This is a genomic window from Phaeodactylibacter xiamenensis, assembly GCF_000759025.1.
Lineage (GTDB): Bacteria > Bacteroidota > Bacteroidia > Chitinophagales > Saprospiraceae > Phaeodactylibacter > Phaeodactylibacter xiamenensis.
Genome location: NZ_JPOS01000010.1, coordinates 44,567 through 69,615 on the forward strand (window position 1 = coordinate 44,567; position 25,049 = coordinate 69,615).

Sequence of the window (25,049 nt, forward strand, 5' to 3'; positions counted from 1 at the left end):
TATCCCTGGTCATGAAACTATTAAAGCTAATTTCCAACCGGCTGTTTTCCACTTCAGCAGCCGGGCTGTATATGATTCTTTTCGCCGTTGCTATTGGAGCAGCCACCTTTATTGAGAATGACTTCGGCACGAGCGCCGCTCAAAAAGTCGTTTTCAAATCCTGGTGGCTGGAATTGCTGATGCTAATGTTTGGCATCACTATTCTGGTCAATATTTTTCGATACCGCCTCGTTCAGCAGAAAAAATGGGCTGTGCTTTCCTTTCACGCTGCAATCGTCATTATATTCATGGGTGCCGCTGTCACCCGTTATTTTGGCTTTGAAGGCATGATGCATATCCGCGAGGGTAGCAGTTCAAATACCTTCCTCAGCGCGGAGACCTACCTTATTTTTGAAGCCCGGCAGCAAGGCCGGCAATACCGGTTTGACGAACCTGTACTGTTTGCCAGTTTAGGCTATAACCATTTTCAGGAGTCCTACCAGCTTGGGGCGACGACCATTGATGTAGAGGTGACTGATTTCATGCCTAACCCCAAAGAGTTTCTGCTGAATGACGAAGCGGGTGTTCCCACCCTGCAAATCGTTATTGGCGGCGCAAACGGCCGTGAAGAATACTACATTCAGGAAGGGCAACGCAGCCGTATTCGCGGCACCCTATTCAATTTCACAAAGGTTGAGGACCCACAGGCCTTCAATATTAAGGTAGAAAACGGCCAGCCCTACTTCAAAGCCCCCACCCTTTTCACTCAAACGGTCATGGCTACTCAACAGCGAGACACTTTGCAAGCCGGGCATTATCATCCCCTTAAGCTCCGTAGCCTTTACGCCAGCGCACGGGAAAGCTTCGTCTTTGGCCAGTTTACCCCAACGGGGCACCTTAAGCTGGCCTCCGCAAACCAAAAAATGGAAAGCAACAGCACCGCCGGCATTCAAATCCGGGTGAGCGATGGAAAACAGACGCAGGAGCAATACATCTTTGGAAGCAAGGGTGTGGAAGGCCGCCCGCGTACCTTCCTGCTTGGCGACCTCGAGTTGTCCGTTGCCTACGGTTCCAGGCGCATTCAGCTTCCTTTTGCATTACAGCTGCGAGACTTCATCATTGAAAAGTACCCGGGTACCAACAGTGCCTCTTCCTATGCCAGTGAAGTGACCCTGCTGGACGAACGCAACAGTATTCAGGAGGATCAGCGGATTTACATGAATCATATCCTGAATTACGATGGTTACCGGTTTTTCCAGTCCTCCTTCGACCCGGATGAACTGGGTACTTACCTGAGTGTCAATCACGATTGGTGGGGCACCTGGATTTCATACCTGGGGTATGCCGTCCTCACCATTGGCATGGTACTTACCTTCTTTAGCAGGAAGAGCCGCTTTCAGCAACTGGCCCGCAACCTGAAGCAAATGCAAAGCAAACCATCCTCAGCCCTGGTCCTGTTGCCTTTAATGCTTGCCTCCAATCTGGCTATGGCCTCCCCTGCCCCCAACTATGTACTGGGCCCTCCGGTTTCCACTATGCATGCCGAAAAATTCGGACGCCTGGTTATGCAGGACCACAGAGGGCGAATGAAACCTATGAATACCTATGCCAGTGAGATTTTGCGCAAGCTATCCCGCAAAGAAACCATCTACGGGCTTAGTGCAGAACAGGCTATCATAAGCATGACGGCCAGCCCGAAAGACTGGTACCACCTGCCGCTCATCAAAATGGGGCGGCACGATAAAACGAAAGCGCTCATCCCGGTGGAAGGCAAACTTGCCGCCTACCGTGATTTCTTTGATCAAAATGGTAATTATATCCTGCAGGAGCACGTTCGCAAAGCTTACAATACGCCTAAGAAGGACCGCGGCGTCTTCGAAAAGGAAATGATGAAACTGGATGAGCGGGTCAACATCTGCAACATGGTATTTTCGGGCAGCTTCTTCAAAGTCTTTCCGGTACCTGGTGACCCCAATAACCTTTGGGAATCACCCAATGATGCCCACCGGCACGGACAACAGGAGGCCTCGTTCGGAAAGAAATTCTATGACGCCTATGTCCCCACCATCCAAACAGCTTTGCATGATGGCGACTGGGACCTGGCCAACCGCCTAGTTGATGAGTTGCGCCAATTTCAATACAAGAATGGCGCTGCTGTGATGCCCTCCGAACAAAAGATCAGTGCAGAAATACTACTGAACCGGTTAAATGTATTTAGCCATTTAGGAAAAGTATATGCCCTGCTCGGCCTGGCTTTTCTGGGACTGCTTTTTGCAAGAGTATTCAAACCCGGGTTGGGTTTAAAATGGCCGGTCCGGATCGCGATAGGTATATTCCTGGCTGCTTTTGCAATGCATACCTTTGGGCTGGGGCTCCGGTGGTATGTTTCCGGCCGCGCACCCTGGAGCAATGGGTACGAATCAATGATTTATATTGCTTTTACCACAGTACTGGCTGGTATTCTTTTCGGGCGTAAATCACTGGGCAGTCTGGCCGCCACCTCTATACTGGCTTCCACCATCCTGATGGTAGCTGGTTTGAGCTGGCTCGACCCGGAAATCACCCCACTGGTCCCGGTGCTGAAATCCTATTGGCTGACCATCCACGTATCGCTTGAAGCGGGCAGCTATGGCTTTCTCATGCTCGGTGCATTAATCGGGTTAATCAACCTGGTGTTCATTATATTCCGTACGCCAAAAAACGCCAAAAACGTGAACCGGATGATTCGGGAGATGACTCAAATCAGCGAAATGACGCTCATTGGAGGCTTAGTCATGGTCAGTGTAGGCACTTATCTCGGAGGCGTATGGGCGAATGAATCCTGGGGGCGCTACTGGGGGTGGGATGCAAAGGAAACCTGGGCACTGGTTACAATTCTGGTCTATTCCTTCATTCTCCACATGCGGTTCATTCCCGGATTCAGAGGGGCTTATGCCTTCAACGTTGCATCTTTGTTTGGATGGGCTTCCGTCATTATGACCTACTTTGGGGTAAATTATTATTTATCCGGGCTGCATTCCTATGCAGCAGGTGATCCTGTGCCGATTCCACCTTTTGTTTATTATACCGTAATCTGCCTTACGGTGATCAGCCTGCTTGCACTTTGGCGAAATTGGCAATACAACAAGGCAAAGATGAAGGTTGATAACCATTAATGCGGGTTGCGCTTCGGAAAACAGGCTGGTCCATAAGGATAAGGAGTTGGTTGGCAAGGCTGAAAATAGCACTTCAGCCTTGCATTTCCACGTATTGTGTGTATAACATATTACACAAAACAGAAAGTAAACACCGGGTTTAACACCAGGGGGGCAACCCTCTGTGCATTTAAGCGCGATAGCTGCTGGGGTAGAGCTTCCCGCTCTGCTCCAGCTTATCCACGAATGCTGCCGAGCTATTCAAGTAGTGCAATTTGTTATGAACCCCCACGTATTAAACCGATTGAGGGACGGTTTCCCCCCAAATCCCACTTGCCGCAGTTTTTTGCGCATAAGCGGTAAAGTCGGTCGCCGGGCGCCCGAGCACGCGCTCCACATCGCGGGTGACGTCCTGATTGGCTGGTACGCTGAGCACTTCGCGGAAAAGGTAGTCGATCAGCCACACGTAGTCGTCGGGCAGGCCCGCAGCCTCCATCGATGCCTTATAGTCCTCGAGGGAAACCGCGCGGTAGACGATGGACTTGCCGGTAGCTGCTTCAATTTCCCGGACAGCGGCACGGAAGGTAATTGCGCGCGGGCCCGTCAGCTCGTAGGTTTGCCCGTTATGGGCATCGTTTATAAGGGCTTCGACCACCACTTCGGCGATGTCGCCGGTATCCACAAACGGGATCTTAGCATCAGGCATGGGCAGGGCCACATAACCGGCAAGGATAGGCTCCATCAGGAAGCTTTCGCTAAAATTCTGGCTGAACCAGGAAGCGCGCACCAGGGTGTAGTCCATACCGGATTGGGCCACTACCTGTTCGCAGCGTTCTGCCTCCTGCTCCCCCTTGCCGGAGAGGAGGACGGCCTTTTGCACGCCCGCCTCTTTGGCCATTTCCGTGAGTTTTGTGATGGCTTGCAGGGCACCGGGCACGGCCAGGTCGGGGTAGAAAACGATGTAGACCTTGTCCATGCCTTCCAAAGCTTCTGCCCAGGTATCGGGCTTGCTCCAGTCGAATGCGGGGTTGCTGTTGCGGCCGCCGATGCGGACCTTTTGACCGCGCTTTTGCAGTTCTTGGGCTACCTTGCGACCGGTCTTGCCGGTGCCGCCGATGACGAGGATGTTGCTTGAATTTTTCATAAGAGTTGGGTTTGGATGAGTGGGGTATCAAGGTAGCTGGTTCACGCAAAGTTCGCAAAGGGGCTCGCAAAGGCCACAGCGCATTACGTGGTGGGGCCCTAAAGCCGTTGGAATGGTATCCGTTTGCGTTAGGTAGCGGATCTGGTGTTGATCGTTCCTGCTTGACACTACTCATGATGGTTAAAAAATTGAATTAGTTGATTTTAAAGGAGTGAATACGCTGGTCCAAATTGGCTGACAGCTTATTGGGACAAGTGGTCAGGCATTTAGAACTCAATCCACCAGGGTACCAACGCTAAGCTGGGATAACATGCGACTTCTACGAAGTCGATCTGCTGCGATGTTGGCCAGGTTAGAAGGGTGTGACTTCTACGAAGTCGATATACGATACGGCGTGGTTACCAGGGTATAAATGCGTACCTTTTATGCGGCCTTACAGCGTTTACAACGAACTGCCTTGCTTGCCATTTTAAACTTTAAAAAGCGCTAACAGCGACAAGGCAAAAGCCAGTACCGAACAGGCCATCCGCAGCTGATGCAGGCGGTTCCACTTTTGCTCGTAGTGTTGCCGGAAATCGGCGGCTTCCTGTTGGCTCAGCTCGACCAAATCGAGGATGTCCAGGGCGTCATTGAGAGGGACATTGCCCAGGGCGGTTACGCCGAAGGTGCCTGCCAGGTACGTCAGTGTTGCGCCAAGCAGCAGCCCGAATGCCCAGCCGCTGCCCGCCTGCTGAAAGGTGCTGATGCCCAATGCCAGGGGGCTCCCGAAAAAGATCAGGAAAAAGGCCGGGTTCAGGATCGCCCGGTTGATGGACTGCATGGTTTCCAGGTAAACCGGGTCCGGAATTTTGCGGGTGCCGGGAATGACGGATACTGACCAGGCGTAGAACAAGCCGGCCGAAAGCCCGGTAAGGGCCACTGCGGTAAACAGGATAAAGGATTTGATAGAAAAGTCCATGTTGAAAAGCGTTTTAGAGGTTTAGTGCATCAATCCAAAGCTTCAGGGTCCGGTATTCCAGGTCGGTTAGCCGGGGGGCGTTGCCTTTGGGCATGCGCCGATAGACGAAGACCTGCTTGTATACGCAATACGAAGTGGTTTGCGACATCGGCCACTGACGAAGCATAGCTTGTCAGGACAGGCCACTGACGAAGCGTAGCTTGTCAGGGCAGGCGTAAGCCACTTCCCAGCGTAAATGCTGACCTGCCTGCCGAAGTACCGACACGCAGGCAGGCATTGAGTAGGTTTGCTGTGGCAAACCACTTAATCGTCAGTATAATGTTGATGTTTTTGACTTCGGAGATGGGGATCATGAAGTAGTCGCCGGGCATGTGTTCTGGTTCAGTCACTCAACTGAGCGATCCTCCAGATAGCCGTTGCCTGCCTGGCCAGCCATTTTTGGTGAGCTACGATTCGGTCGGGATCCCACCGGTTGTTCTCACTGGCTATTCGTTGGGTGATTTTGAATTCACTTTGTGCAAAAGCCTCCCGCTTGGTGTTGAACCCTTTATTCCCAATCTCTCGATTCACAGTTTTATTGAGTATCGTCATATTGCCCAGACGGTACAGGAACTGTTCGTGATCTCTGTCGCCGATATGATCCCATGCTTCCTGTAACGACTCCGGCATGATGTGTTCAATATTGTACGCATCGCTCTCAAAATCATAGCTGCTGCCCGAAGTATGCCGTTCGATCTCGAACAGGATGTACCGGACGATCCGCTTGTTTCGGGCCTGAGTCGTCCGCATAACCTTATCTGTAAAATCGCCTCTGAATTTATCATCGGCAATATAAATGGGCTTTAAAGCGGTAAGCACTTGCTGTAACCCCCTGATTTCGTCAGATGAAAGCTGCACAGCAACCCGGTTATACACTCTTTCCTGCTCATTCGCCGCTAAACTTCCGATGACATTGTACCGGAATGAAATGATACAACAGGCGCGCAGCAAGCCCGTAAAGTCTCCCGGCTGTAGTTTGTGGTGAGCGGCCAGCAGCAGTGGGTACAATTGCCGGACATTGAACATCCGCAGGTACTTGATATATTCAGCCTGCTCACTATTCCAAAGGCTGTCCTCCGCATGAGGCAAAGCGGCATAGACCTGCGCATTTTGCTCTACATCCCGGATCAAATCAAAGACCGCTTTTTTTCCGGCTATCCGCTCCCTTACCCGTTTAAAAAGTTCTGCATGGCGTACAAACCGATTTTTACTGTTCCAATAGGCACGCAGGAAGTCGGGCAGGCTTTCGTTACCGATCACCCCAACCAGCCGCTCCCACTGATCTTCGATTTCGCGCAGTTCGTGCTCATCGCCACCCTGACTGTGCACCACCGAAAACAGGTAATTCTTCAGCAGGTCAGTCGAGGAGAGTTTGACCCCTCTCGCATTTAAGGTCTCAAAAACCTTGTAGGCATTAAGCTCGTCATTTACCGTGATGACCGTGAAGAAGAGTTTGTCCGATAAGGAATCAATAAACTGTGCCAGTTCCGCTCCCTTTTGATTGGAGGCAAAGCGCTTTTTCACCTGATCATAGAGCCAGTCGTAAGCCTTCCGCATCAGGTGCTCCGTCGCTTTCAGGTTTCGTCTTGGAGCCGGTTCCAGCGGCACCAGGTAGCGCTGATACAGGTTGTTGTTATTCCGGTTGAGGTAGAGCTTGCTTTTGGGGATGAGCGTAACCGGATCAAGATAGCCAATAAAGGCACTGCGCAATTGGTCTAAGCGCCGTTGATTCGGGTCCGATTCTATACCGTTATCAATCAGGTTCTGCAGGTTGCCCAAAACCGCCAGCACCAATATGCTCAAAGTCGTTAAACGCTGCTGACCGTCTATGACATCAAAGTTTTTGCTGTCTCTCGATTGCAAGACCAAATACCCCATATAATGCTCCTGCTCTCCTCCTTCTTCAAAGAGCGCCTCAATATCCTGCCACAGGTCATCCCACTCCGTACTCGTCCAGCTGTAGTCGCGCTGAAAACGGGGCACGGTGTAAATCAGCCCGTTTCCCATGAGCTGCCGGTAGGTTCTGTTGGAGGCACCTATGTTCATCACGCTCACTTAATGGTGCAGTCACCGTCTGTTTAATAGGGTGAAAATAGGGAAAGCGTAATAAAAACAGGCGCAATTGCCCCGTTTTTCCTATTTTGGCAGGCAACCCTTACACGACGAACCCAACGATCCCATGTTTGAAATATCCAAACCGGAGGAGCCCTCAACCGCCTTTAATTTGCAGAGCCAACCATGAACGCAGTAGAAATAGAAGAAGCCGTCTCCCAGCTGGTCAGTCAACCCTTTGACCCAGACGAGTTCCCCTTTGCCTTCCTGGAAGCCTATGGGAATAAGGAAACGACCGTTAAGCGCCTGCGGAAGGGCAACTCCAATAAGTCTAAGATGGAAGGCGGGGTGCTGCAGCGCAACAACATCCACATCGCGACCTGCGAACCGGGAGCGGTAGCGGATACGCTGCGGCAACTGCAGGAAGCCCCGGAAACCGCCAAAAACAAAGCTAAATTCGTACTCGCTACCGATGGCGAAGAGCTGCAGGCCGAAAACCTCAACAGCGGAGAAACCCTGGCTTGTGCTTACCCCGATTTCCATCAGCACTTTACGTTTTTCTTTGAGCTGGCGGGCATCAGTACGGTGAAGGAGATACGGGAAAGCTCCTTCGACATCAAAGCTACGGGGCGGCTCAATAAGCTCTACATGGAGCTGCTGCGCGCCAATCCCGACTGGGCGACTCCGGAGCGCAAACAGGATATGAACCACTTTATGGCCCGCCTTATCTTCTGCTTCTTTGCGGAAGACACGAATATTTTTGAGGGCGACAACCTCTTCACGGGTACGGTGGAGCAGATGAGCGCGCCGGATGCTTCCAATATGCACGAGATCATCGGGGAGCTGTTCCGGGCGATGGATGTCAAAGCGGAGGAGCGGGAAGCACAGGGCATCCGTACCTGGGCGCGTAAATTCCCCTACGTCAACGGGGAGCTGTTTTCCGGGGCGACCGACTGCCCCCGCTTTACCAAGATTGCCCGCTCTTACCTGCTGCATGTGGGGCGGCTCGACTGGCAGCAGATCAACCCGGATATCTTCGGCTCTATGATACAGGCGGTGGCGGACGAGGATGAGCGGGGTTCCCTGGGGATGCACTATACCTCCGTGCCGAATATCCTGAAGGTGCTCAATCCGCTCTTTCTGGATGAGCTGCGGGAGCAACTGGAGGAAGCGGGCGACAACCCCCGTAAACTGCTCAACCTGCGCAAGCGCATTGCCCGTATCCGGGTTTTTGACCCGGCCTGTGGCTCGGGCAACTTTCTGGTCATTGCCTACAAGCAACTGCGGGAAATTGAGCACGAAATCAACCGAAGGCGGGGAGAGCCGGACCGCCCCACCGAAATTCCCCTGACCAACTTCCGAGGCATAGAAATCAAAGGCTTTTCGGCTGAGATTGCCCGCCTTGCGCTTATCATAGCCGAGTACCAATGCGATGTACTCTACCTGGGGCAGCAGCTGGCCCTGGCGGAGTTCCTGCCGCTGGATGCGGAAAACTGGATTACCTGCGGGAATGCCCTGCGTATCAACTGGCTGACGGTCTGTCCGCCTACGGGTACAGGGGTAGAATTGGGTGGGGACGACTTGTTTAGTACGCCCCTGCAACAGGCACAGATTGACTTTGAGAATGAGGGTGGGGAGACGTTTATTTGTGGGAATCCGCCGTACTTGGGCTCGACCTGGCAATCCAAAGAGCAAAAGTCTGACCTGAAAGAAATTTTTGCCAAGTACACGAAGACCTGGAAGTCGTTGGACTATGTAGCGGGCTGGTTTATGAAAGCAGCGGAGTACGGTACGCAGACCAATGCGGCTTCAGCTTTTGTGTCTACCAATTCGATCTGTCAGGGGCAACAGGTGCCGATTTTGTGGCCTTTGATTTTCAAGAAGAAACATGAAATCAGTTTCGCCCACACTTCTTTCAAGTGGGCGAATCTGGCGAGTTATAATGCGGGGGTGACGGTGGTGATTGTTGGGATTTCTCGTCAGCCCAATAAAGTGAGACGTTTATTTTCATTTGATGAACAAAATGAAACGATAGAAAAGAAGGCTGAAAACATTAATGCTTATTTAGTGCCAGCTTCAAATATTATAGTTAAAAAGTCATCTACAGTTCAGGATTCACGCGGCATTATCGAGGCGGGTGGAAAACCTGTGGAGGGAGGAAATCTACTTTTTGATGCAGAGGAAGCTAGGCGCATAATTGATGTGGATTACAGAGCAATTCAATTCATTAAACGTGTTTATGGTTCCAGTGAATTTATTAAAGGTGATGTACGGTATTGTGTCTGGGTATCTGACGAGAATAAATCATTAGCCTCGGAAATAGCTGATTTTCAAGATCGGTTTAGGGCTGTTGCCCAAAAAAGACTAGGAAGTCCTAAAGCAGCTACAAATAGAGGAGCAGAATGGCCTCATAGATTTGAAGAGGTTAAACAACTTGGTGATGAGCAAATTATTATAATGCCAAAGGTTTCCTCTGAATCGCGCGAATTCCTTCCTGTCGGAATCTTGCCAAAAGGATCCATTATTACTGATCTGGCTTTCGGAATGTTCGACGCCCCCCTCTGGAACCTAGCCCTTATCGCCTCCAAACTTCACCTGGTATGGATAGCTACTGTTTGCGGACAATTGGAAACCCGAATCCGCTACTCCAACACCCTCGGCTGGAACACCTTCCCTGTCCCCAAGCTGACCACCAAAAACAAAGAAGACCTCACCCGCTGCGCCGAAGACATCCTGCTGGCCCGCGAGCGCCACTTCCCGGCCACGATCGCCGATCTGTACGACCCGGAAAAGATGCCCGAAGACCTCCGCCACGCCCACGAGCGCAACGACGAGGTGCTGGAGCGCATCTACATCGGGCGGCGCTTCAAAAACGATACGGAGCGCCTGGAAAAGCTTTTTGAACTGTACACCGAAATGACTGCAAAAAAAGATAGGCCATGACCCCACACCGTAATTTAGAAGAAAAGCTCTACGCTCAAATAGGGGAATTGCTTTCCCTTGCGAGAAGAAAAGTAGTCAGTCAGGTCAATCAGACGATGGTCGTCACCTATTACGAAATCGGGCGGATCATCGTGGAAAATGAGCAAGGCGGAAAAGAGCGGGCAGAATATGGCAAAGGAATTCTAAAAGGGCTGTCCAGGCGCTTGTCTCAAGATTTTGGCAGAGGCTTTTCAACGGATAACCTGGAGAACATGAGACGGTTCTATTTGACGTACTCAAAATCCGAGACACTGTCTCGGAAATCTGAACGTCCTGATTTTCGGTTAAGGAATGGTGCGATAATAAAAGTTGTTTCTTATGCGCCGTTATTTTTTCTTTATGCAAGGCGAAAAACGTAGGCGATGCAGGGCATCGGCGAGGCTTTTCAACGTAGCAGAAAGAAAAAAGAACCAGCAGAAGAATGGCTATTTATTATTGAACCATTCCTAAGCTGGTCACATTATCTCAAACTTATGAGAATTGAAGACGAAGCTGGATACAGCGTCTCCTTTGGCAATTATCATAAAAAAGTACAAGCATGACCCCTAAAAAAGACATCCCATCCGTATCCGTTCCCTACAAAAGCACGGGCAGCTCCATCACCTCCAATGAGCTGGGCATGCGCGCCATGCAGGAGAAAGCCTACGAAAAGCGGGGCGAGCAATACCTGCTCCTCAAGTCGCCCCCAGCATCGGGCAAGAGCCGGGCGCTGATGTTTATTGCCCTGGACAAGCTGAACCGGCAAGGTATAAAGCAAGCTATTATTGCTGTGCCGGAAAAGTCCATCGGTGCCAGCTTTGCCAATGAGCCGCTGACGAAGTTTGGCTTTTACTACGATTGGGAGGTAGAACCGAAGTGGAACCTCTGCAATGCACCGGGGGAAGACGGCAGCAAGGTCAATGCCGTAAAGTCTTTCCTGGAGAGCGAAGACCGGGTGCTGGTCTGTACGCACGCCACCTTCCGTTTTGCCGTAGAGCGCTTCGGTATCGAGTGCTTCGACAACCGCCTGATCGCCATTGATGAATTCCACCACGTCAGCGCCGATGAGAACAACGTGCTCGGCACACAGCTCAAGCAATTCATAGAGCGGGACAAAACCCACATCGTCGCCATGACCGGCTCCTACTTCCGGGGCGATGCCAATCCGGTGCTCATGCCTGAGGACGAGGCAAAATTCGACACCGTCACCTACACCTACTACGAGCAGCTCAACGGCTATCAGCACCTCAAGACACTCAACCTGGGCTACTATTTCTACAGCGGGGCCTACGCCGATGAGATACTGTCCGTGCTCAATCCCGAGGAAAAGACCATCATCCACATCCCCAACGTCAACTCCCGCGAGAGCATGGGCGACAAGATCAAGGAAGTGGAGCACATCATACACGAGCTGGGCGACTGGCAGGGCACCGACCCGGAGACCGGTTTCCATTTGGTGAAAACCGCCACCGGCAAGACCATCCGCATAGCCGACCTGGTCGACGACGACCCGGCCAAGCGCAACCGCGTAGCCGCTGCCTTGCGCGCACCCGAAGCCAAGAAAAACCGGGACTATGTCGACATCATCATCGCCCTGGGCATGGCCAAGGAAGGCTTCGACTGGGTATGGTGCGAGCACGCCTTGACCATTGGCTACCGTTCCAGCCTCACCGAGATTGTGCAGATCATCGGCCGGGCCACCCGGGACGCAGAAGGCAAAACCCAAGCCCGTTTTACCAACCTGATCGCCGAGCCTGATGCCTCCGAGGAAGCTGTGACCGATGCGGTCAATGACACCCTGAAAGCCATTTCCGCCAGCCTGCTGATGGAGCAGGTACTGGCGCCCCGTTTCAACTTCACGCCCAAGAAAGCCGACAGCGGCCCGGTCGAGGGCTACGATTACGGGGAAGAAGGTTATGGCCCGAACAAGGAGAATATCGGCTTCAACGAAGAGTCCGGGCAATACCAAATCGAAATCAAAGGGCTGACCGAGCCTAAAAGCGAGGATGCCAAGCGCATCTGCAAGGAAGACCTGAACGAAGTGATCGCCGCCTTCGTACAAGACAAGGAAGCCGTAGGCCGGGGATTATTTGACGAAGAAGTGGTACCACAGGAGCTGACCCAAATCCGCATGGGCAAGATCATCAAAGACAAATACCCGGAACTGGACAATGAAGATGTCGAGTCCGTACGGCAACACGCCATCGCCGCCCTAAACCTGACCCAAAAAGCCAAAGAGATTATCAACGGCGACAAAAGCCTGAGCGAAAAGGGCAACACCGCATTGATAGACGGCATCCGTAAATTCGCCATGGACGTGCGCGAGCTGAATGTGGACTGGATCGACAGCATCAACCCCTTTAGCGAGGCCTATTCTATCCTCTCCAAAGCGATGACTGAGGGCAGCCTTAAGGCAATGGCAGAAGTCATAGCCGCCAAAAAGCACAACATCTCCCTGGACGAAGCCCGTGACCTGGCCAAGCGGGCCTTGCAATTCAAACAGGAGCGCGGGCGCTTGCCCGACCTGAAATCATCAGACCCCTGGGAGCAGCGCATGGCACAGGGCATCGCAGTATTGGCAAGACTAAAAGCAGAGCAATCGAATGGCTAAGAAAGACAAGCTTACGAAAGAAGATGAAGACCTGCTGGCAGAACTCGGCGTAGAAGTTGAGGCGAAGGCCGTCAAAAAATACACCGCCCGGGAAGAGCGCATTATAGCCGGTTTCGAGGAAATCCAGAAGTTTGTGGAAGAACACGGGCGGCTGCCACAGCACGGCGAAGAGCGGGACATCTTCGAGCGCCTGTACGCCGTACGCCTCGACCGGATCCGCGCCCAAAAAGAATGCGTGGAACTGCTCAAAGACCTGGACAATCAAAACCTGCTCACCGCTGAGCCAGCCGCCGGCCATTCCATACCCGATGACATAGACGACGACACCCTGCTGCAAGAGCTGGGCGTAGAGGTGAAAGACGATTCCTCCATCACCCGCCTGAAGCACGTCCGGTCGAGCGCCGACAAACGAGCCGTGGAAGAAATGGCCAACCGTACGCGCTGCGAGGACTTCGACCAATTCAAGCCCCTCTTTGAGCGGGTACAGCAGGAGCTGGATAGTGGCATACGGGAAACCATTCAGTTTCGTAAAGATTCGGGCTTTACCAAGACCGATTTGAAGAAAGCCCAGTTTGTTATTGTGGGCGGCCAGATGGCCTACATCGCCGAGGTTGGGGAGTCTTTCAAAGCCCCAAACGGGGAAGAAGACGCAAGGCTGCGCGTCATCTACTCCAACGGCATGGAAAGCAACATCCTGCTGCGGTCGCTCATCCGCGCCATGTACAAAGACGAGACGAGCCGCTTTGTCACCGACCCCAAGCTGGGCGGGCTATTCTCCGATCAAAGCAGCGAAGACGATGTAGCGACCGGCACCATCTACGTCCTGCGCAGTCAGTCCGACCATCCCACGATACAGGAAAGCCGGAAGGTCATCCACAAGATTGGCGTCACTAATGGCGATGTGAAACGCCGGATTGCCAATGCCAAAAACGAGCCCACCTTCCTGATGGCCGATGTGGAAGTCGTCGCCACCTATCAGCTCGCCAACATCAACCGCTTCAAGCTGGAAAAGCTCATCCACCAATTCTTCGACCAAGCCCGGATTGACATTGAGATCAAAGACCGGTTTGGGAAGCCGGTGCGGGTGCGGGAGTGGTTTTTGGTGCCGCTTTTTGTGATTGATGAGCTGGTGGAGAAGGTTATGGATGGGACGATTGGGGATTATTATTATGATGTGGGGGCGGCGCGGTTGAGGCAGTAACAGGGGAGGATGTTCAATAATTACAGGGCACACCAACTTTACAAACTTGATTTCAGGAAAACAAGTACGCAGGTACGTGGATTAACTAATATTAATTACCAAAAGGTTATTTTGCAGGTTCATTCGTTCGGAATTTACCCCCAAATCTGTTTCAATCAATGAACATCAATCAGATAAAATATGAATTACAACATCTCATTTCAGGAAAGAGTGGCTTTGGCTATGATGCGCTTATCCAAGCAGTCGCCCGTCACCTTGGAAGCGGCAAAAGAGCAAGCCCAATGGCTGAAGAAAAACACGAAAACAAACCAAAAGAAGCAAAGAGACTACTCGAATTTGCCCGGCAAAGCGAACTCATAATTGATGATATCAATCAAGAGTAAATTTTCAGGCATTTCATCAAAAGACGGAAAGCAAGTAGGTCATAATATCTGCAAATAGTGAAATTATAGTTCATTCCATTTTAAAATGGTCTCCCATCAACCCTCACTTCTACTCTCGCTCCGCCGGTGGAACCTCCGCCCACACCTGCTCGAATAGCGAGCGCAAAAAAGCAGTGTTGCCGATCCTTCGGTCATTTTAGCTTGCTCCCAAGCGTTACCCACGACAATTGCCAGAGAAAGGTTTTTTACAAATTGATGAATGGGTTCATCAATTTGTAAAAAAGGTATAAATGCTTATTTTTGAGCATGATAAAACGTCACATTGAACCAGCAATCGCGTCATTAGTCGGCAAGTTTCCCGTTTTGACCATTACAGGGCCGAGACAAAGTGGGAAGACGACGCTGATTAGACTTTTTTTTGGAGAGACAACTCCCAACACGAAATTGATTTGTTGTTGAACGTTGGAGGGCAGATACGGCCCATTGAAATTAAAAGCGGGACGACTTACCGGAATGATTATTTTAAGCAGTTAGATTGGTTTAGTAAGACCGCAGATGTGCCCCTTTTTCAGCCTACCGTCATCTACGGCGGGGAAGATTCTCAGCCCATTGGAGATCATTTCTTAATGAGTTGGCGGGAGGTAGGCAGCTTGGTTGCTTAATCTTTGCCCTTTTGCAAAAAAGTGAAGGCTCAGGATGCCGCAAAAGATGGTTTACCCTCAAAGATAACGCTTGAAAGCACCAGACACCCGACTTACCCGCTGAATGGGCCAAGTCTGGAGGTTATCAATTTCTGTTAACCCCATTTTACACTTTTGCATTAAACTGTTGAATGTAATATCTGAGCAGATACGCTTGATTTTTTCTCAATGATATCGGGCTTTTGAGCGGGCTTTGCTGTCTAGTGGTTCAAGTTTTAAATCTCTGATAATTAAGCCACAGGAATTTTTGTTCGCTGATGAGGCCTGGAAACGCAGCCATAGCCGAAGCTACGGCGAGGCTTGCAGGTTTCATCAGCGGGCAAAAGGTCAAGGCTTGGGTTATCAAGGATTTAGGACTTGAGCCACTAGTGGTCTATTTCCGATCCTCATTATTTATCTTTGCAGCAATAAAAAACTGCTCAATGCCAAAAAAGAACGCTATCCCCGCTGAGGTACAAGCTCAAGCCGAGCAAGCCGTCCTTGCGTTTGATAGAGCGCACAAGATGCTGCATAAATTGGAATTTAAAAGGGGTTGTGCTTATCTTAGTCGGATTGAAAAAGATGGAGAGCTCACTAAAATTGGGCGCCTATCCTATCTGCCGCAGACCGATGACTGGGACTTTACCGTATATAAATACAGTTCCGGAAGCTATGACCCTCAAGAATGGGGTTACCCCGGGCGCGAATTCCTGGACGGCACGGTTGCAGGAGTACTGCAAGCCGGCTTGCAAATTTATCCTCCTACCCAAATAAGCAAAGGTATTGTTTGGCAAGGCTGCCTCATGCTTGTGCTTGTGGCTCCCTTTCTGCTCCTTATCCGCCTGCTAAGGGCCATCGTAGATGGGATATTCCGGCTGTTCCGCTGGGTTTTCCCGGACAAGCCATGAGAAGCTTCCCTGAGAACAACCAAGGAGAGTATTCAAAAATGTATGTCGCACGCAAAGACGCAGAGTGCGCAGAGATTGACTATAAGCCAATTAGCCATAATAGCGTTAGATCAGGCGGCTGCTCCGCTTTACCTTAGAAAGTAAGGACTACGCCGTTATTTCGGCCGCCAACTATTGCTGCGGTTCACACCCACGGAGTATAAGTTGCTTTGCCTACTTGCTAAATATGAAGGCCGGGTACTAACGCATCAACAATTGCTGAAGGAAGTCTGGGGCATCGCTTACCAAAAGGAAACTCAGTACCTCCGGGTTTATATCGGGCAAATACGTAAGAAAATAGAGGACAATCCCAATGCACCGGATTTGCTGATCACGGAGCCGGGGATTTGGTATCGTTTGGGGTAAGCTCTGGATTCATGATTCCTCACCAGCAAGATTTTTATACTTCCCTTATACTTTAGTGCGGATTATTCACGGCATGGAGCTTTTGGATAAGCCCTTCCCACCGATATTTCCGATGATCTCGCCGGACAACGATTGGTACCGCTTCCGGCTGTGGCTGGAAGGAGCCCCGCTGACGATGAAGCTCCGGGAGCAGGCCGGGCTGCCGCCGTTGGAAAAAGCCATCCCAGAGATGACGGAGGAGGAAATCAGGGAAGCCATAGCGTTTCGGATGGATGCTTTGAAGAAAAGCGGAATCGGCATTTACCTGCAAGAGCTCCCCCCGCCCATTTTACTGATGGCACTTTGCGAGATGCTGGAAGAAGAAACGGAGCGCATGGAGGGCGAGGGCTGGACCCTGGACGGATGTAGCGGCTACTGCCCGGGCTGCCTGCAACGCCCATGGTGCAATACCGGGCAAAGCCTCGGGTGGGCGGAAGATAACGAAGCCGGTGGTATGCACCTCAGAGCCGAGCTTCAGGATTTTGTATCCATGAACCCCCAACCGAAGGAAGTGCTCGATGCCTTCAATGAAGAGCTGGAGGAGGACATCAGAGGATTCCGCAGTGCGGATCCGAAAAACAATTAATTGTGGATTGGGCGAAGGGATAATGCCCCGGGCCTGGATTGAAGCGGAGCATGTGCCCCGACACCTAAAGGCAGAACGTATCCGAGCCGATAAGGCAGGGGATGGACAAATCGTTGGGGAAGGCCTGCTGCACTAACGTAAGTCACGCATAATTCCCTACTTTTACCCCATCATTTCATCAAATTTAATTCAACCAATGAAGCTTAACATCCTTCTGTTTCTCTGCCTGGTGCTGGGTGCCAGCATGGGGTTAAATGCCCAGGATCTCAAATTTTCCGGTATGGACCCAAGCCCGATGGACGCGGCGCACTACCCGCGCGCTGCAGCCTTCCAAAACTACCTGGATGACGATGACCCCGATCGGGTTCAGCAAATCAAGGTGTTGTACTGCCGCCCTCAGAAGAAAGGCCGTGAAATCTTTGGCGGGCTTGTGCCCTGGGGACAGGACTGGCGCCTGGGTGCCAATGAAGCGACCGAGGTCACCTTTTTCCAACCCGTAGAAATTGGCGGCACCTATATACCGGCTGGCACCTATACTATGTTTGCGCAGCCCTATCCACAACAGTGGATCATCAAAATCTCTGAGGAGCGCTTCATCGGAGGTGCTGAAAACCGCGACATTACTAAAGACATCGCTGCGGTATCTGTACCCACCACTTCAGTAGCTAATGTGCGTGAATACTTCACCATAGGCTTTCAAAAAATTGACGATTACAACGTAAATATGGTTTTGGAATGGGACCAAACCCGTGCCGCGTTACCGATAAACCTCAACCCACCGATCATGTCGGGAGAAGACACCAGCCCTATGGATCTGGTGCAGTATCCTAATATGTCCCGCTTACGCAACTACGTGGAAGAAGCGGAGCTCGCGGCTAATGAGCCACTGGTTCGTGCAGTTTATTCCCGCCCGCAAATGAAAGGCCGTACTATTTTTGGAGGCTTGTTGAAATACGGAAGCATGTGGCGCGTGGGCGCGAACGAAACCACAGAACTGACCTTCTTCAGGAATGTGACGATTGGTGGCACTGAAATTAAGGCCGGCCGGTACGGGCTCTTTGCCACCGTCAATAAAGACAACTGGGAATTCATCATCCACAAGAACGTACAATCCTGGGGCCCACCTAATCACAATGAGGAGGATAATGTCGTGAAGGTCGTGGTACCTACCGAGAAAACACCGGAAACGCTGGAAGCCCTTTCCATGACCTTCGTTGAGAAAGGTGATAACCAAGTCGAATTGGTGATTGGCTGGGAAGACACTATGGCACGCCTTCCTATCACCGTTATGTCGGAATAAGCACAGATAAAAAGTGTTACGCTATCTATCCCGCATTTTGGATTGCTCAAAATGCGGGATTTTTTTCTTGTGTATCCGGCTGATTGGGAGGTTGATATAACCGCATGGTTTCTGCCCTGTCGCTGCTTTCGGCTGTTCAGTGGTTTTGTTATTCCTGATTCGTAATGGTCACGATGGATCTCGGGGGAATCACGTACCGGTTTCCTACCTTGAAAGCACCCCGATCAGAAAGATTGTGATCAGAAAGGGCATCCGTAAGGTAAAGCTTTAGGTCATTATACGCAGGCAGCCCGTCCAACTGTAGTTCCATTGGGATCGTATTCTCGGAGAAATTGATAATTACCATGGTGAAGATGGAGTCATCTTCACTGACAAATGCAGTGGACATAGTGCTTTCCAGGGTTGCTTCCGCCTGCCGGAAGTCATTTCGGGAAACAGAAATCCGTTTCATGCCCGGGCGGACAAAGCGGGAAAAATGCCCTAACGCCCAAAGCGTCTTGGAATCGTAAATATTGCCATCAAATTTATCATAGTCGGTATAGACCAGGCCATCCTTGTAATCGTAGGGGCTCACGCCCAGCCACCACTGCCAGGCACTGGCGTTTGCCAATGTCAAATCAGAAAAAATAACCCGTGCAACGTACAAGGCTGTTAGCATGCCAAGGTCTCGGCCATTCCCATTGATGTAGCTGTTGTTTTCAAGGGGGCAGTATTCAGTCATCCAAAACTCAACAGGCGTAGTGCTGCCTGCCACAGCATCTTTGACCTGGAGGCGCGTGGCAGCCATTTGGTCAACCGGCCAGGTTGTAAAATAACTATGGGCTGCCACTTTTGGGGCGACATGTGAGAGCGATCCCACATAATCAGGTGACTGAGGGTCGAAGAACGCTTCAATCTGACTGCCCCGCTCTGGCTTATTATCTATCTCGTAGAGATAATTAAGTTGTGCTGTTTCCGGGATTTCGATACGTGTTGGCAGGTTCCGGGTTTCAAATGCCTCGTTAATGACTCGAATAGCTGCCGCCATTTCGCTATTCCGGGCAGGTGTCCCTTCCTGCCCGCTATTGGTCCAGTCCCACTGGGGTTCGTTAAAGGGGCTGATGGCACTGAGCGTGATTCCATCCAGGCTAGCCAGGTTTTCTGCCACTTCAGCAAGGTATTCGGCGTAAGCCTCATAAAGCTGAGGCGGCAGGTTCCAACTCTGCCCGTTGGAAGAAAAAGCCATTCCATTCTTAGTCAGATGAACAGGGGGGCTATTGACAAAACCAATAAACGTTTCCACTCCTCTGCTTTGCGCTGCCCGGAGAAACCACCGCTGCCCTTCCTGTTTGCTCCAGTCGTAGGTGCCCGGAGCAGTCATAAAGGATTCTGCCCGGCGCCATTCATCCCCTATACCACTGGCTGCACCCTGCTCTGCGCTACCTCCTCCAATATTGAAACGCCAGGCGGTAAGCCCAATGCCTTTAGGGTTGCCCTCTTCATCTCTTTCCATACTAAAGAGCCAGTCTGCAATCTGCTCTTTTTTGTCTTCCGGCCAGTTTTTGCCAATAAACTGACAGCTCCATGCATCAGAAGCCCCAAAGTTCCTTATCGTCTGATGCTTCTGATTGCCCAATGCGGTTAAACCAAGGTGGTCTACTCCGGATATCGTATCCGTATCTGTTTTATTACAGGCTACTGCCGTGAGTAAGAGAAAAACAAAACTTAACGCTCTTGTATATTTTATCATCGGTACGTCTGATCGTTTATTGGTTTGATGGTAAAGCTGTAACTATACTCGTCGTCCATTAGCCGGTATTGTGTATGCACTTCATTGCCCCAGCTGTTATCTCCCCCAACGCCTCTTTGAGCAAGATCAATGTTTACCTCAGTAAGGTTTCTGTGCGGAAGCTCGTAGTAATGCGTCAGCCCGCTATCCAGGTCATTAATCGTGAAGTGATAGGTGCTTGCATTAAGGACGGTCCCACCCTGTATATGCAGGCCAAGTCCCTGTTCGTTAGTAACCTGAATCCAGCGTACCCCGGTTTTGTTGCCACTTTCCTGCGGGACAGGGTAAGGCGTGTGCTGGTCTATTACCCTCCCGCTGTAAACATCTACAAAAGCCGCCGATGCTCTGTCCTGATACGTCTCATACGGGCCTTTGCCATACCATTTGACCTGGTTGAAATCACCGGGCATTTCAAGGTTCATACCAAAACGAGGCAGCTCGGGAAGGGTTAGGTCTCCTTTGGCAAAATCCACGTTCACGTCCACGGAGCCGTCACCCCTGATGAGATAGGTAACGTGATAAGCAGAGCGCGCTTTCCCCAGTTCAGCTTTGGCTTCAACCTTCACTGTAGATTCATCTGGTTGACTAACTTCCAGCGCCGTCAATACTTTTTGCTGTTCGACATCCCGCCAAACAGCCATCCGTTCATGTGCTTTCGCTCCCCGGTCATTACTGGTTGGTACCCGCCAGAAGTTGGGTTGTAACCCTCTTCCCAGTAAATCTCTGCCGTGGTATTTCCAATCCGAGAGATTACCCTTCGATTTATCGAAGATGATGACGAAATCTTCCCCGGTTACGAACCAATGCGTTTGATTTTCCATTTTGCTCAATTTGCCGGCTCCTTCTTCTGCGGCGGCGCCTTCAGGCTGGTAGAAGGGCAGGAGGAATTGTTCTGTAGCGGCCACATGGTGCTGTGGTAAAATACCATTCTCCTTTTTAAGCTCTGCATAAAGATTGAGGAAGTACTCCCTGCCTGGCTGCGGATCAATATCAAACGGAATATCAGCAACCCTGCTTCCGGTGGGTGGTATGGGCTTTGATAATGCCAGAAGCCCTGATTCAACCACTATGCCTTCTGACTTGATTTCGTATCTAAAGTCATAAGGTTCAGAGCTTTGAAAAAAATGCTCGTTGCTGATTTTTATTTTTCCTTTTTCAAGGTCGACCGCTTCGAACCAGAAGTTTTGATACACCTTCCTGACTTCCCATAAAGCGGGTTTGGGCGACCTGTCTGCAAACAATAAACCATTGAGGCAGAAATCTGCATCAGAAATGATATCCTCAGGCCCAAAATCCCCGCCATAAGCGGTATATGCCTGCCCGGCAGGGGTGTGCCTAAGCAGCCCCTGATCCATCCAGTCCCATACGAACCCACCCTGTAGTTGCGGTTCCCTGCGGATGAGGTCCCAGTAATCTTTGAAGTTGCCATTGCTGTTGCCCATAGCGTGGGAGTACTCGCACAAAATGAGGGGGCGCTCATCCTCCAGCTTCAGGAAGTCCTCGATGAAGGGAATTTGCGCATACATCGGTGCTACGATATCTGTGTAATCATCCGTCCATGCCTGCTCATACTGTACGGGGCGGGTGGGGTCATTATCCTTGAGCCATTTGTAGAGCTTTTTAAAGTTGTCTCCCTGCCCGGCTTCGTTGCCTAAGGACCAGGTGATGACGGACGGATGGTTCTTGTCCCGTTCAAACATCCTTTGTACCCGGTCTTTTTTGGCAGGCAGCCAGGATGGGTCCCGGACCAGTATATTGTTCATTACGTACCCATTGGAGGGCACATCATATACACCAAGCCCATGGGACTCAATATTGGCTTCATTAACTACATAAAGACCGTATTGGTCGCAAAGGTCATACCAGTGGGGATCATTGGGGTAGTGCGCAGCACGGACCGCATTGATATTGAATTGCTTCATGAGCCTGATGTCCTCCAGCATGTCCGCACGGGACACCACATGTCCCTTCATCCTGTCATGCTCATGGCGGTTTACTCCCTTCATCAGCACAGGCTGTCCGTTGACCAGCAGCTGCCGGTCTTTGATTTCTATCGTTCTGAACCCCACTTTCGAAGTTCTGATCTCGATGATCTCTCCCTCCTCGTTCCTAAGCGTAAGAAAAACCTGATAAAGGTTGGGTATTTCCGCACTCCATGAACTAATCTTTGGGAGGGTGGTTTCGAAGGTTACCCCGCCCGAACGGGCATCTTTTGTCTTCGAAAAAAGCGTTTTCCCATCCTTATCCTTTAAGCTGACTTCCAGTTGAGTTGTTGCGCCTGCACCATTGATGGCGGCCTCTAACCGGAAGACTCCATCCTGATAATTGTTGGTTAGCCCTGCCTGAACGAAGAAATCGGCAATATGAGTTGAAGGAAGCGCATAAAGGTAGACATCCCGCTCAATCCCGCTGAAGCGCCACATATCCTGCCCTTCAAGATAGCTGCCATCGCACCAGCGGTACACTTCCAGTGCCAGCTTATTGTTGCGCGATTTGAGGTAAGGGGTGACATCAAACTCTGAGGGAAGTTTGGAATCCTGTGCATACCCCACTTTACGGCCATTGACCCAGAGGTAAAATGCTGAGTTGACACCTCCCAAGTGAAGGATCACCTGCTCTCCCTGCCAGGCTTCCGGGACATCAAAATGGGTCACATAAGAACCTACCGGATTGTACTCATGCGGGATAAAAGGTGGGTTGGCTTCAAAAGGGTAATTGACATTGGTATAAATCGGTGTGCCGTACCCCTCCATCTGCCAATCCGCCGGCACAGGTATTTTATCCCATTCTTTAGTAGAAAAGCCGGTCTTAAAAAAATCTTCCGGCCGCTGTGCCGGGTTTACCGACCACTTGAAGTCCCACGCTCCATTCAGTGATTTGTAATAAGGAGACCGTTCAAATTGATTGTCTATGGCACGGTCTATGTCCCGAAAGGGAAAGGAATGGGCATAAGCCGGCCGTTTATTGACTCCAAAAACCTCATGGTTTTCCCAGTCGGGTGTTTGTGCTTTTACCGAAAAACATAACATATTGGTAAGCAGTAGTAGCAAGAGCGACCAGCAAAGATTCATGTCTTGATGAATTTCAAAATTAAAATAAAGGGAAAACTTCTACATAAGCTGCTAACCCTGCGAGTCTTAAACCCCGAACGCCATAAAAAAACTGTAAACGCTGCTAGTGGTCTGTCAAGGCTAAAACTAGGGGTTGCCTGCGGCGACTTTTGAGGCTACTCTTCGTTGGACAACCCCTTACGTAGCGCTGCTATGCGCGGGAACATCCGCCTTGATTAGCCTCAAAATTCGCTCCCACTCAACCCATAAATTAACACTTGACAGACCACTAGTCTAGTACCCCGGATTCTGCGTAAGCGCCCCTTCAGACAGATCTATTTCCACCTGCGGCACAGGGAACAGGGTATGGACATTTACATCAAACAATGCCCCTTTTGCATTCCCTTTGTCATAGGGGTCTGTACTCCGGTTGAGGTTATAGTCTACAAAATCCTCCATAACTTCCTTCAGGCGTGGAAAACCAGGCTGCGTAATACCTCGTTGCCGTTTCAGGTCGTAATAACGGTGCCCTTCCATTGCCAGCTCCATGCGCCGTTCGTGATAAATATCCAGGAGCAGGTCCTGACCGGTGGAACTGACCGGGTCAAGCCCTACCCGGTTACGCACGGCATTAACGGACGTCAGGGCTGCTGCTTCATTACCAATATGCCAGGCTGCTTCTGCATGGAGCAGCAACAGATCAGCATACCGGAATAAGATGTGGTTGAGCGGAGAACGCAGGTGTTCCTGTTGTGTAGGCCGGTCTGCCAGTTCCAGGTAGTATTTACGGTTCGTCCTGCCGCTTTCATTTTCATTCAACTGCGTATCATACTGCGGGTGAGCCTCATCTACATAATCGCCCTGCTTGATGATGGTGAGATCCCGGCGGGGGTCGTCACCCATGAAATTGTCCAGATGGCTGGAAGGCGTGCAGAATCCCCAACCCCCATCAGCCCGGCTTCTGGTGATGACCGGCAGTGCGCTTCCGGCATCAAACAAATCATCATATTTTTGCTGGATTTCAAAAATGGAGCCATTGCCATTGGGATTATCCACACTCCAGACCCGGGAGAAGGGGTCATTGAGGTTATACTCTCCTGATGCAATAATCTGGCTCGCCAGTGTTTCTGCTTCTGCCCATTTTTCCTGGTAAACGTAGGCTTTCGCCAAATAGGCCTGAGCTGCCCCTTTTGTAGCCCGCCCCAGCTCCGAGGCAGATTGGGCAGATTTTTCGGGCAGGAAATCAATAGCTTCCTGAAGGTCGGTTTCAATTTGCGCCCACAGCTCCGAAGCAGAAGCTCTTGACTGCTTGGGGGCATTTGCAGTAAGCGGTTCAAGAATCAATGGAGCGCCTCCCCAGTTTCTAACCAGCTCGAAATAGCCAAAGGCCCTGAGGAACTTCGCCTCAGCTACAATTTGCGCTTTCAGCTCTTCCGAAATCGGTGCTTCAGGAACGTTTTCTATAACCAGGTTGGTACGGTAGATCTGCTCATAGGTATACCGCCACTTGATTTCTATCCACTCATTTTGAGGGGTAATCAAAAAGCGGGCGAGGTCGCCAAAGTCCCTTTGATCTCCTTCAATAGAATTCCCCTTAAAGGCATCATCCGAGCAGATATCGCCAACCAGATAAAAAAAGTCATTTTCCCACCAATCCTGTGGGCTAAGCGAAGCATAACAGCCTGTGAGTGCCCGGAGGCATTCTTCCTCGTTCGCAAAATAATTGCTCAGCACTTGCTGCCCCTGAACCGGCTGATCAAGAAAATCCTTACAGCCGGATAAAACAGTAGCCAGAAATAGGAGCAGGATATAAATACGGTCTGATCGTTTCATGACAAAATAGTTGAAGAA

General features: G+C 50.9%; 21 protein-coding genes. 13 read left to right on the plus strand and 8 right to left on the minus strand.

Annotation, left to right across the window (positions count from 1 at the left end):
- The first annotated feature begins 11 nt into the window (after positions 1-11).
- The gene (gene ccsA / locus IX84_RS02670; RefSeq protein WP_044216351.1) at positions 12-3,134 is read left to right on the plus strand and encodes a cytochrome c biogenesis protein; all 3,123 of its coding nucleotides are present in this window, start codon (positions 12-14) and stop codon (positions 3,132-3,134) included.
- 274 nt (positions 3,135-3,408) lie between these two features.
- Here ccsA and IX84_RS02675 read toward each other — a convergent pair whose 3' ends face one another.
- The 5 genes from IX84_RS02675 to IX84_RS02685 form a co-directional block, all read right to left on the minus strand.
- Complete coding sequence (locus IX84_RS02675) at positions 3,409-4,257, minus strand: NmrA family NAD(P)-binding protein (protein WP_044216352.1); 849 nt, start codon at positions 4,255-4,257, stop codon at positions 3,409-3,411.
- Positions 4,258-4,726: 469 nt separating this feature from the next.
- Positions 4,727-5,215, minus strand: a complete 489-nt coding sequence (locus IX84_RS02680; protein ID WP_044216354.1) for an anthrone oxygenase family protein — start codon at positions 5,213-5,215, stop codon at positions 4,727-4,729.
- 13 nt (positions 5,216-5,228) lie between these two features.
- On the minus strand, positions 5,229-5,381 hold the full coding sequence (locus tag IX84_RS33245; protein WP_160213629.1) for a hypothetical protein: 153 nt from the start codon (positions 5,379-5,381) through the stop codon (positions 5,229-5,231).
- A 37-nt stretch (positions 5,382-5,418) separates the two neighbouring features.
- Positions 5,419-5,586, minus strand: a complete 168-nt coding sequence (locus tag IX84_RS33250) for a hypothetical protein (RefSeq protein WP_160213631.1) — start codon at positions 5,584-5,586, stop codon at positions 5,419-5,421.
- Positions 5,587-5,596: 10 nt separating this feature from the next.
- Complete coding sequence (locus tag IX84_RS02685) at positions 5,597-7,300, minus strand: DUF262 domain-containing protein (protein WP_202965196.1); 1,704 nt, start codon at positions 7,298-7,300, stop codon at positions 5,597-5,599.
- Between the two features lie 192 nt (positions 7,301-7,492).
- Here IX84_RS02685 and IX84_RS02690 point away from each other — a divergent pair, with 192 nt between their 5' ends.
- From IX84_RS02690 to IX84_RS02740, 12 genes are all read left to right on the plus strand, one after another.
- Positions 7,493-10,249, plus strand: a complete 2,757-nt coding sequence (locus tag IX84_RS02690; RefSeq protein WP_044216357.1) for a class I SAM-dependent DNA methyltransferase — start codon at positions 7,493-7,495, stop codon at positions 10,247-10,249.
- Positions 10,246-10,647, plus strand: coding sequence for a DUF1016 N-terminal domain-containing protein (locus tag IX84_RS02695; RefSeq protein ID WP_044216358.1), 402 nt, complete (start codon positions 10,246-10,248; stop codon positions 10,645-10,647). The genes IX84_RS02690 and IX84_RS02695 overlap by 4 nt, the downstream gene beginning before the upstream one ends.
- Positions 10,648-10,650: 3 nt before the next feature.
- The gene (locus IX84_RS33830; protein ID WP_044216359.1) at positions 10,651-10,830 is read left to right on the plus strand and encodes a hypothetical protein; all 180 of its coding nucleotides are present in this window, start codon (positions 10,651-10,653) and stop codon (positions 10,828-10,830) included.
- Entirely contained in the window at positions 10,827-12,878 is a 2,052-nt protein-coding gene (locus IX84_RS02705) for a DEAD/DEAH box helicase (RefSeq protein WP_044216361.1), read from the plus strand. The genes IX84_RS33830 and IX84_RS02705 overlap by 4 nt, the downstream gene beginning before the upstream one ends.
- The gene (locus tag IX84_RS02710) at positions 12,871-14,079 is read left to right on the plus strand and encodes a GIY-YIG nuclease family protein (RefSeq protein ID WP_044216362.1); all 1,209 of its coding nucleotides are present in this window, start codon (positions 12,871-12,873) and stop codon (positions 14,077-14,079) included. Before IX84_RS02705 ends, IX84_RS02710 begins: the two co-directional genes overlap by 8 nt.
- Positions 14,080-14,237: 158 nt before the next feature.
- Complete coding sequence (locus IX84_RS02715; protein ID WP_044216364.1) at positions 14,238-14,462, plus strand: hypothetical protein; 225 nt, start codon at positions 14,238-14,240, stop codon at positions 14,460-14,462.
- Positions 14,463-14,911: 449 nt separating this feature from the next.
- Positions 14,912-15,124, plus strand: coding sequence for a hypothetical protein (locus IX84_RS02720; protein ID WP_152604892.1), 213 nt, complete (start codon positions 14,912-14,914; stop codon positions 15,122-15,124).
- A gap of 461 nt (positions 15,125-15,585) precedes the next feature.
- Positions 15,586-16,050, plus strand: coding sequence for a hypothetical protein (locus tag IX84_RS02725; RefSeq protein ID WP_044216367.1), 465 nt, complete (start codon positions 15,586-15,588; stop codon positions 16,048-16,050).
- A 174-nt stretch (positions 16,051-16,224) separates the two neighbouring features.
- Positions 16,225-16,455 carry a winged helix-turn-helix domain-containing protein gene (locus IX84_RS02730; protein WP_044216369.1) on the plus strand — a complete coding sequence of 77 codons (231 nt, stop codon included), beginning with the start codon at positions 16,225-16,227 and terminating at the stop codon, positions 16,453-16,455.
- Between the two features lie 73 nt (positions 16,456-16,528).
- Entirely contained in the window at positions 16,529-17,080 is a 552-nt protein-coding gene (locus tag IX84_RS02735) for a hypothetical protein (RefSeq protein WP_152604893.1), read from the plus strand.
- A gap of 7 nt (positions 17,081-17,087) precedes the next feature.
- Positions 17,088-17,216 (plus strand): hypothetical protein, encoded by a 129-nt coding sequence (locus IX84_RS34305; RefSeq protein WP_262501598.1) that lies wholly within the window; start codon positions 17,088-17,090, stop codon positions 17,214-17,216.
- Positions 17,217-17,276: 60 nt separating this feature from the next.
- Entirely contained in the window at positions 17,277-18,380 is a 1,104-nt protein-coding gene (locus IX84_RS02740) for a DUF2911 domain-containing protein (RefSeq protein ID WP_044216371.1), read from the plus strand.
- A gap of 148 nt (positions 18,381-18,528) precedes the next feature.
- On the opposite strand, the gene IX84_RS02745 is transcribed toward IX84_RS02740, so the two are convergent.
- From IX84_RS02745 to IX84_RS02755, 3 genes are all read right to left on the minus strand, one after another.
- Positions 18,529-20,109, minus strand: a complete 1,581-nt coding sequence (locus IX84_RS02745; protein WP_044216373.1) for a glycoside hydrolase — start codon at positions 20,107-20,109, stop codon at positions 18,529-18,531.
- Positions 20,106-23,219 (minus strand): glycoside hydrolase family 2 TIM barrel-domain containing protein, encoded by a 3,114-nt coding sequence (locus tag IX84_RS02750; RefSeq protein ID WP_044216375.1) that lies wholly within the window; start codon positions 23,217-23,219, stop codon positions 20,106-20,108. Before IX84_RS02750 ends, IX84_RS02745 begins: the two co-directional genes overlap by 4 nt.
- 273 nt (positions 23,220-23,492) lie before the next feature.
- A complete protein-coding gene (locus tag IX84_RS02755; RefSeq protein ID WP_044216376.1) occupies positions 23,493-25,031 on the minus strand; it encodes a RagB/SusD family nutrient uptake outer membrane protein in 1,539 nt (512 codons plus the stop codon).
- Positions 25,032-25,049: the final 18 nt, after the last annotated feature.

Excerpts from the sequence above, each read along its gene's own strand:
- ccsA (WP_044216351.1), top strand. The coding sequence starts at position 12 with ATGAAACTATTAAAGCTAATTTCCAACCGGCTGTTTTCCACTTCAGCA.
- IX84_RS02675 (WP_044216352.1), bottom strand. The coding sequence starts at position 4,257 with ATGAAAAATTCAAGCAACATCCTCGTCATCGGCGGCACCGGCAAGACC.
- IX84_RS02680 (WP_044216354.1), bottom strand. The coding sequence starts at position 5,215 with ATGGACTTTTCTATCAAATCCTTTATCCTGTTTACCGCAGTGGCCCTT.
- IX84_RS33245 (WP_160213629.1), bottom strand. The coding sequence starts at position 5,381 with ATGCTTCGTCAGTGGCCGATGTCGCAAACCACTTCGTATTGCGTATAC.
- IX84_RS33250 (WP_160213631.1), bottom strand. The coding sequence starts at position 5,586 with ATGCCCGGCGACTACTTCATGATCCCCATCTCCGAAGTCAAAAACATC.
- IX84_RS02685 (WP_202965196.1), bottom strand. The coding sequence starts at position 7,300 with ATGAACATAGGTGCCTCCAACAGAACCTACCGGCAGCTCATGGGAAAC.
- IX84_RS02690 (WP_044216357.1), top strand. The coding sequence starts at position 7,493 with ATGAACGCAGTAGAAATAGAAGAAGCCGTCTCCCAGCTGGTCAGTCAA.
- IX84_RS02695 (WP_044216358.1), top strand. The coding sequence starts at position 10,246 with ATGACCCCACACCGTAATTTAGAAGAAAAGCTCTACGCTCAAATAGGG.
- IX84_RS33830 (WP_044216359.1), top strand. The coding sequence starts at position 10,651 with ATGCAGGGCATCGGCGAGGCTTTTCAACGTAGCAGAAAGAAAAAAGAA.
- IX84_RS02705 (WP_044216361.1), top strand. The coding sequence starts at position 10,827 with ATGACCCCTAAAAAAGACATCCCATCCGTATCCGTTCCCTACAAAAGC.
- IX84_RS02710 (WP_044216362.1), top strand. The coding sequence starts at position 12,871 with ATGGCTAAGAAAGACAAGCTTACGAAAGAAGATGAAGACCTGCTGGCA.
- IX84_RS02715 (WP_044216364.1), top strand. The coding sequence starts at position 14,238 with ATGAACATCAATCAGATAAAATATGAATTACAACATCTCATTTCAGGA.
- IX84_RS02725 (WP_044216367.1), top strand. The coding sequence starts at position 15,586 with ATGCCAAAAAAGAACGCTATCCCCGCTGAGGTACAAGCTCAAGCCGAG.
- IX84_RS02735 (WP_152604893.1), top strand. The coding sequence starts at position 16,529 with ATGGAGCTTTTGGATAAGCCCTTCCCACCGATATTTCCGATGATCTCG.
- IX84_RS02740 (WP_044216371.1), top strand. The coding sequence starts at position 17,277 with ATGAAGCTTAACATCCTTCTGTTTCTCTGCCTGGTGCTGGGTGCCAGC.
- IX84_RS02745 (WP_044216373.1), bottom strand. The coding sequence starts at position 20,109 with ATGATAAAATATACAAGAGCGTTAAGTTTTGTTTTTCTCTTACTCACG.
- IX84_RS02750 (WP_044216375.1), bottom strand. The coding sequence starts at position 23,219 with ATGAATCTTTGCTGGTCGCTCTTGCTACTACTGCTTACCAATATGTTA.
- IX84_RS02755 (WP_044216376.1), bottom strand. The coding sequence starts at position 25,031 with ATGAAACGATCAGACCGTATTTATATCCTGCTCCTATTTCTGGCTACT.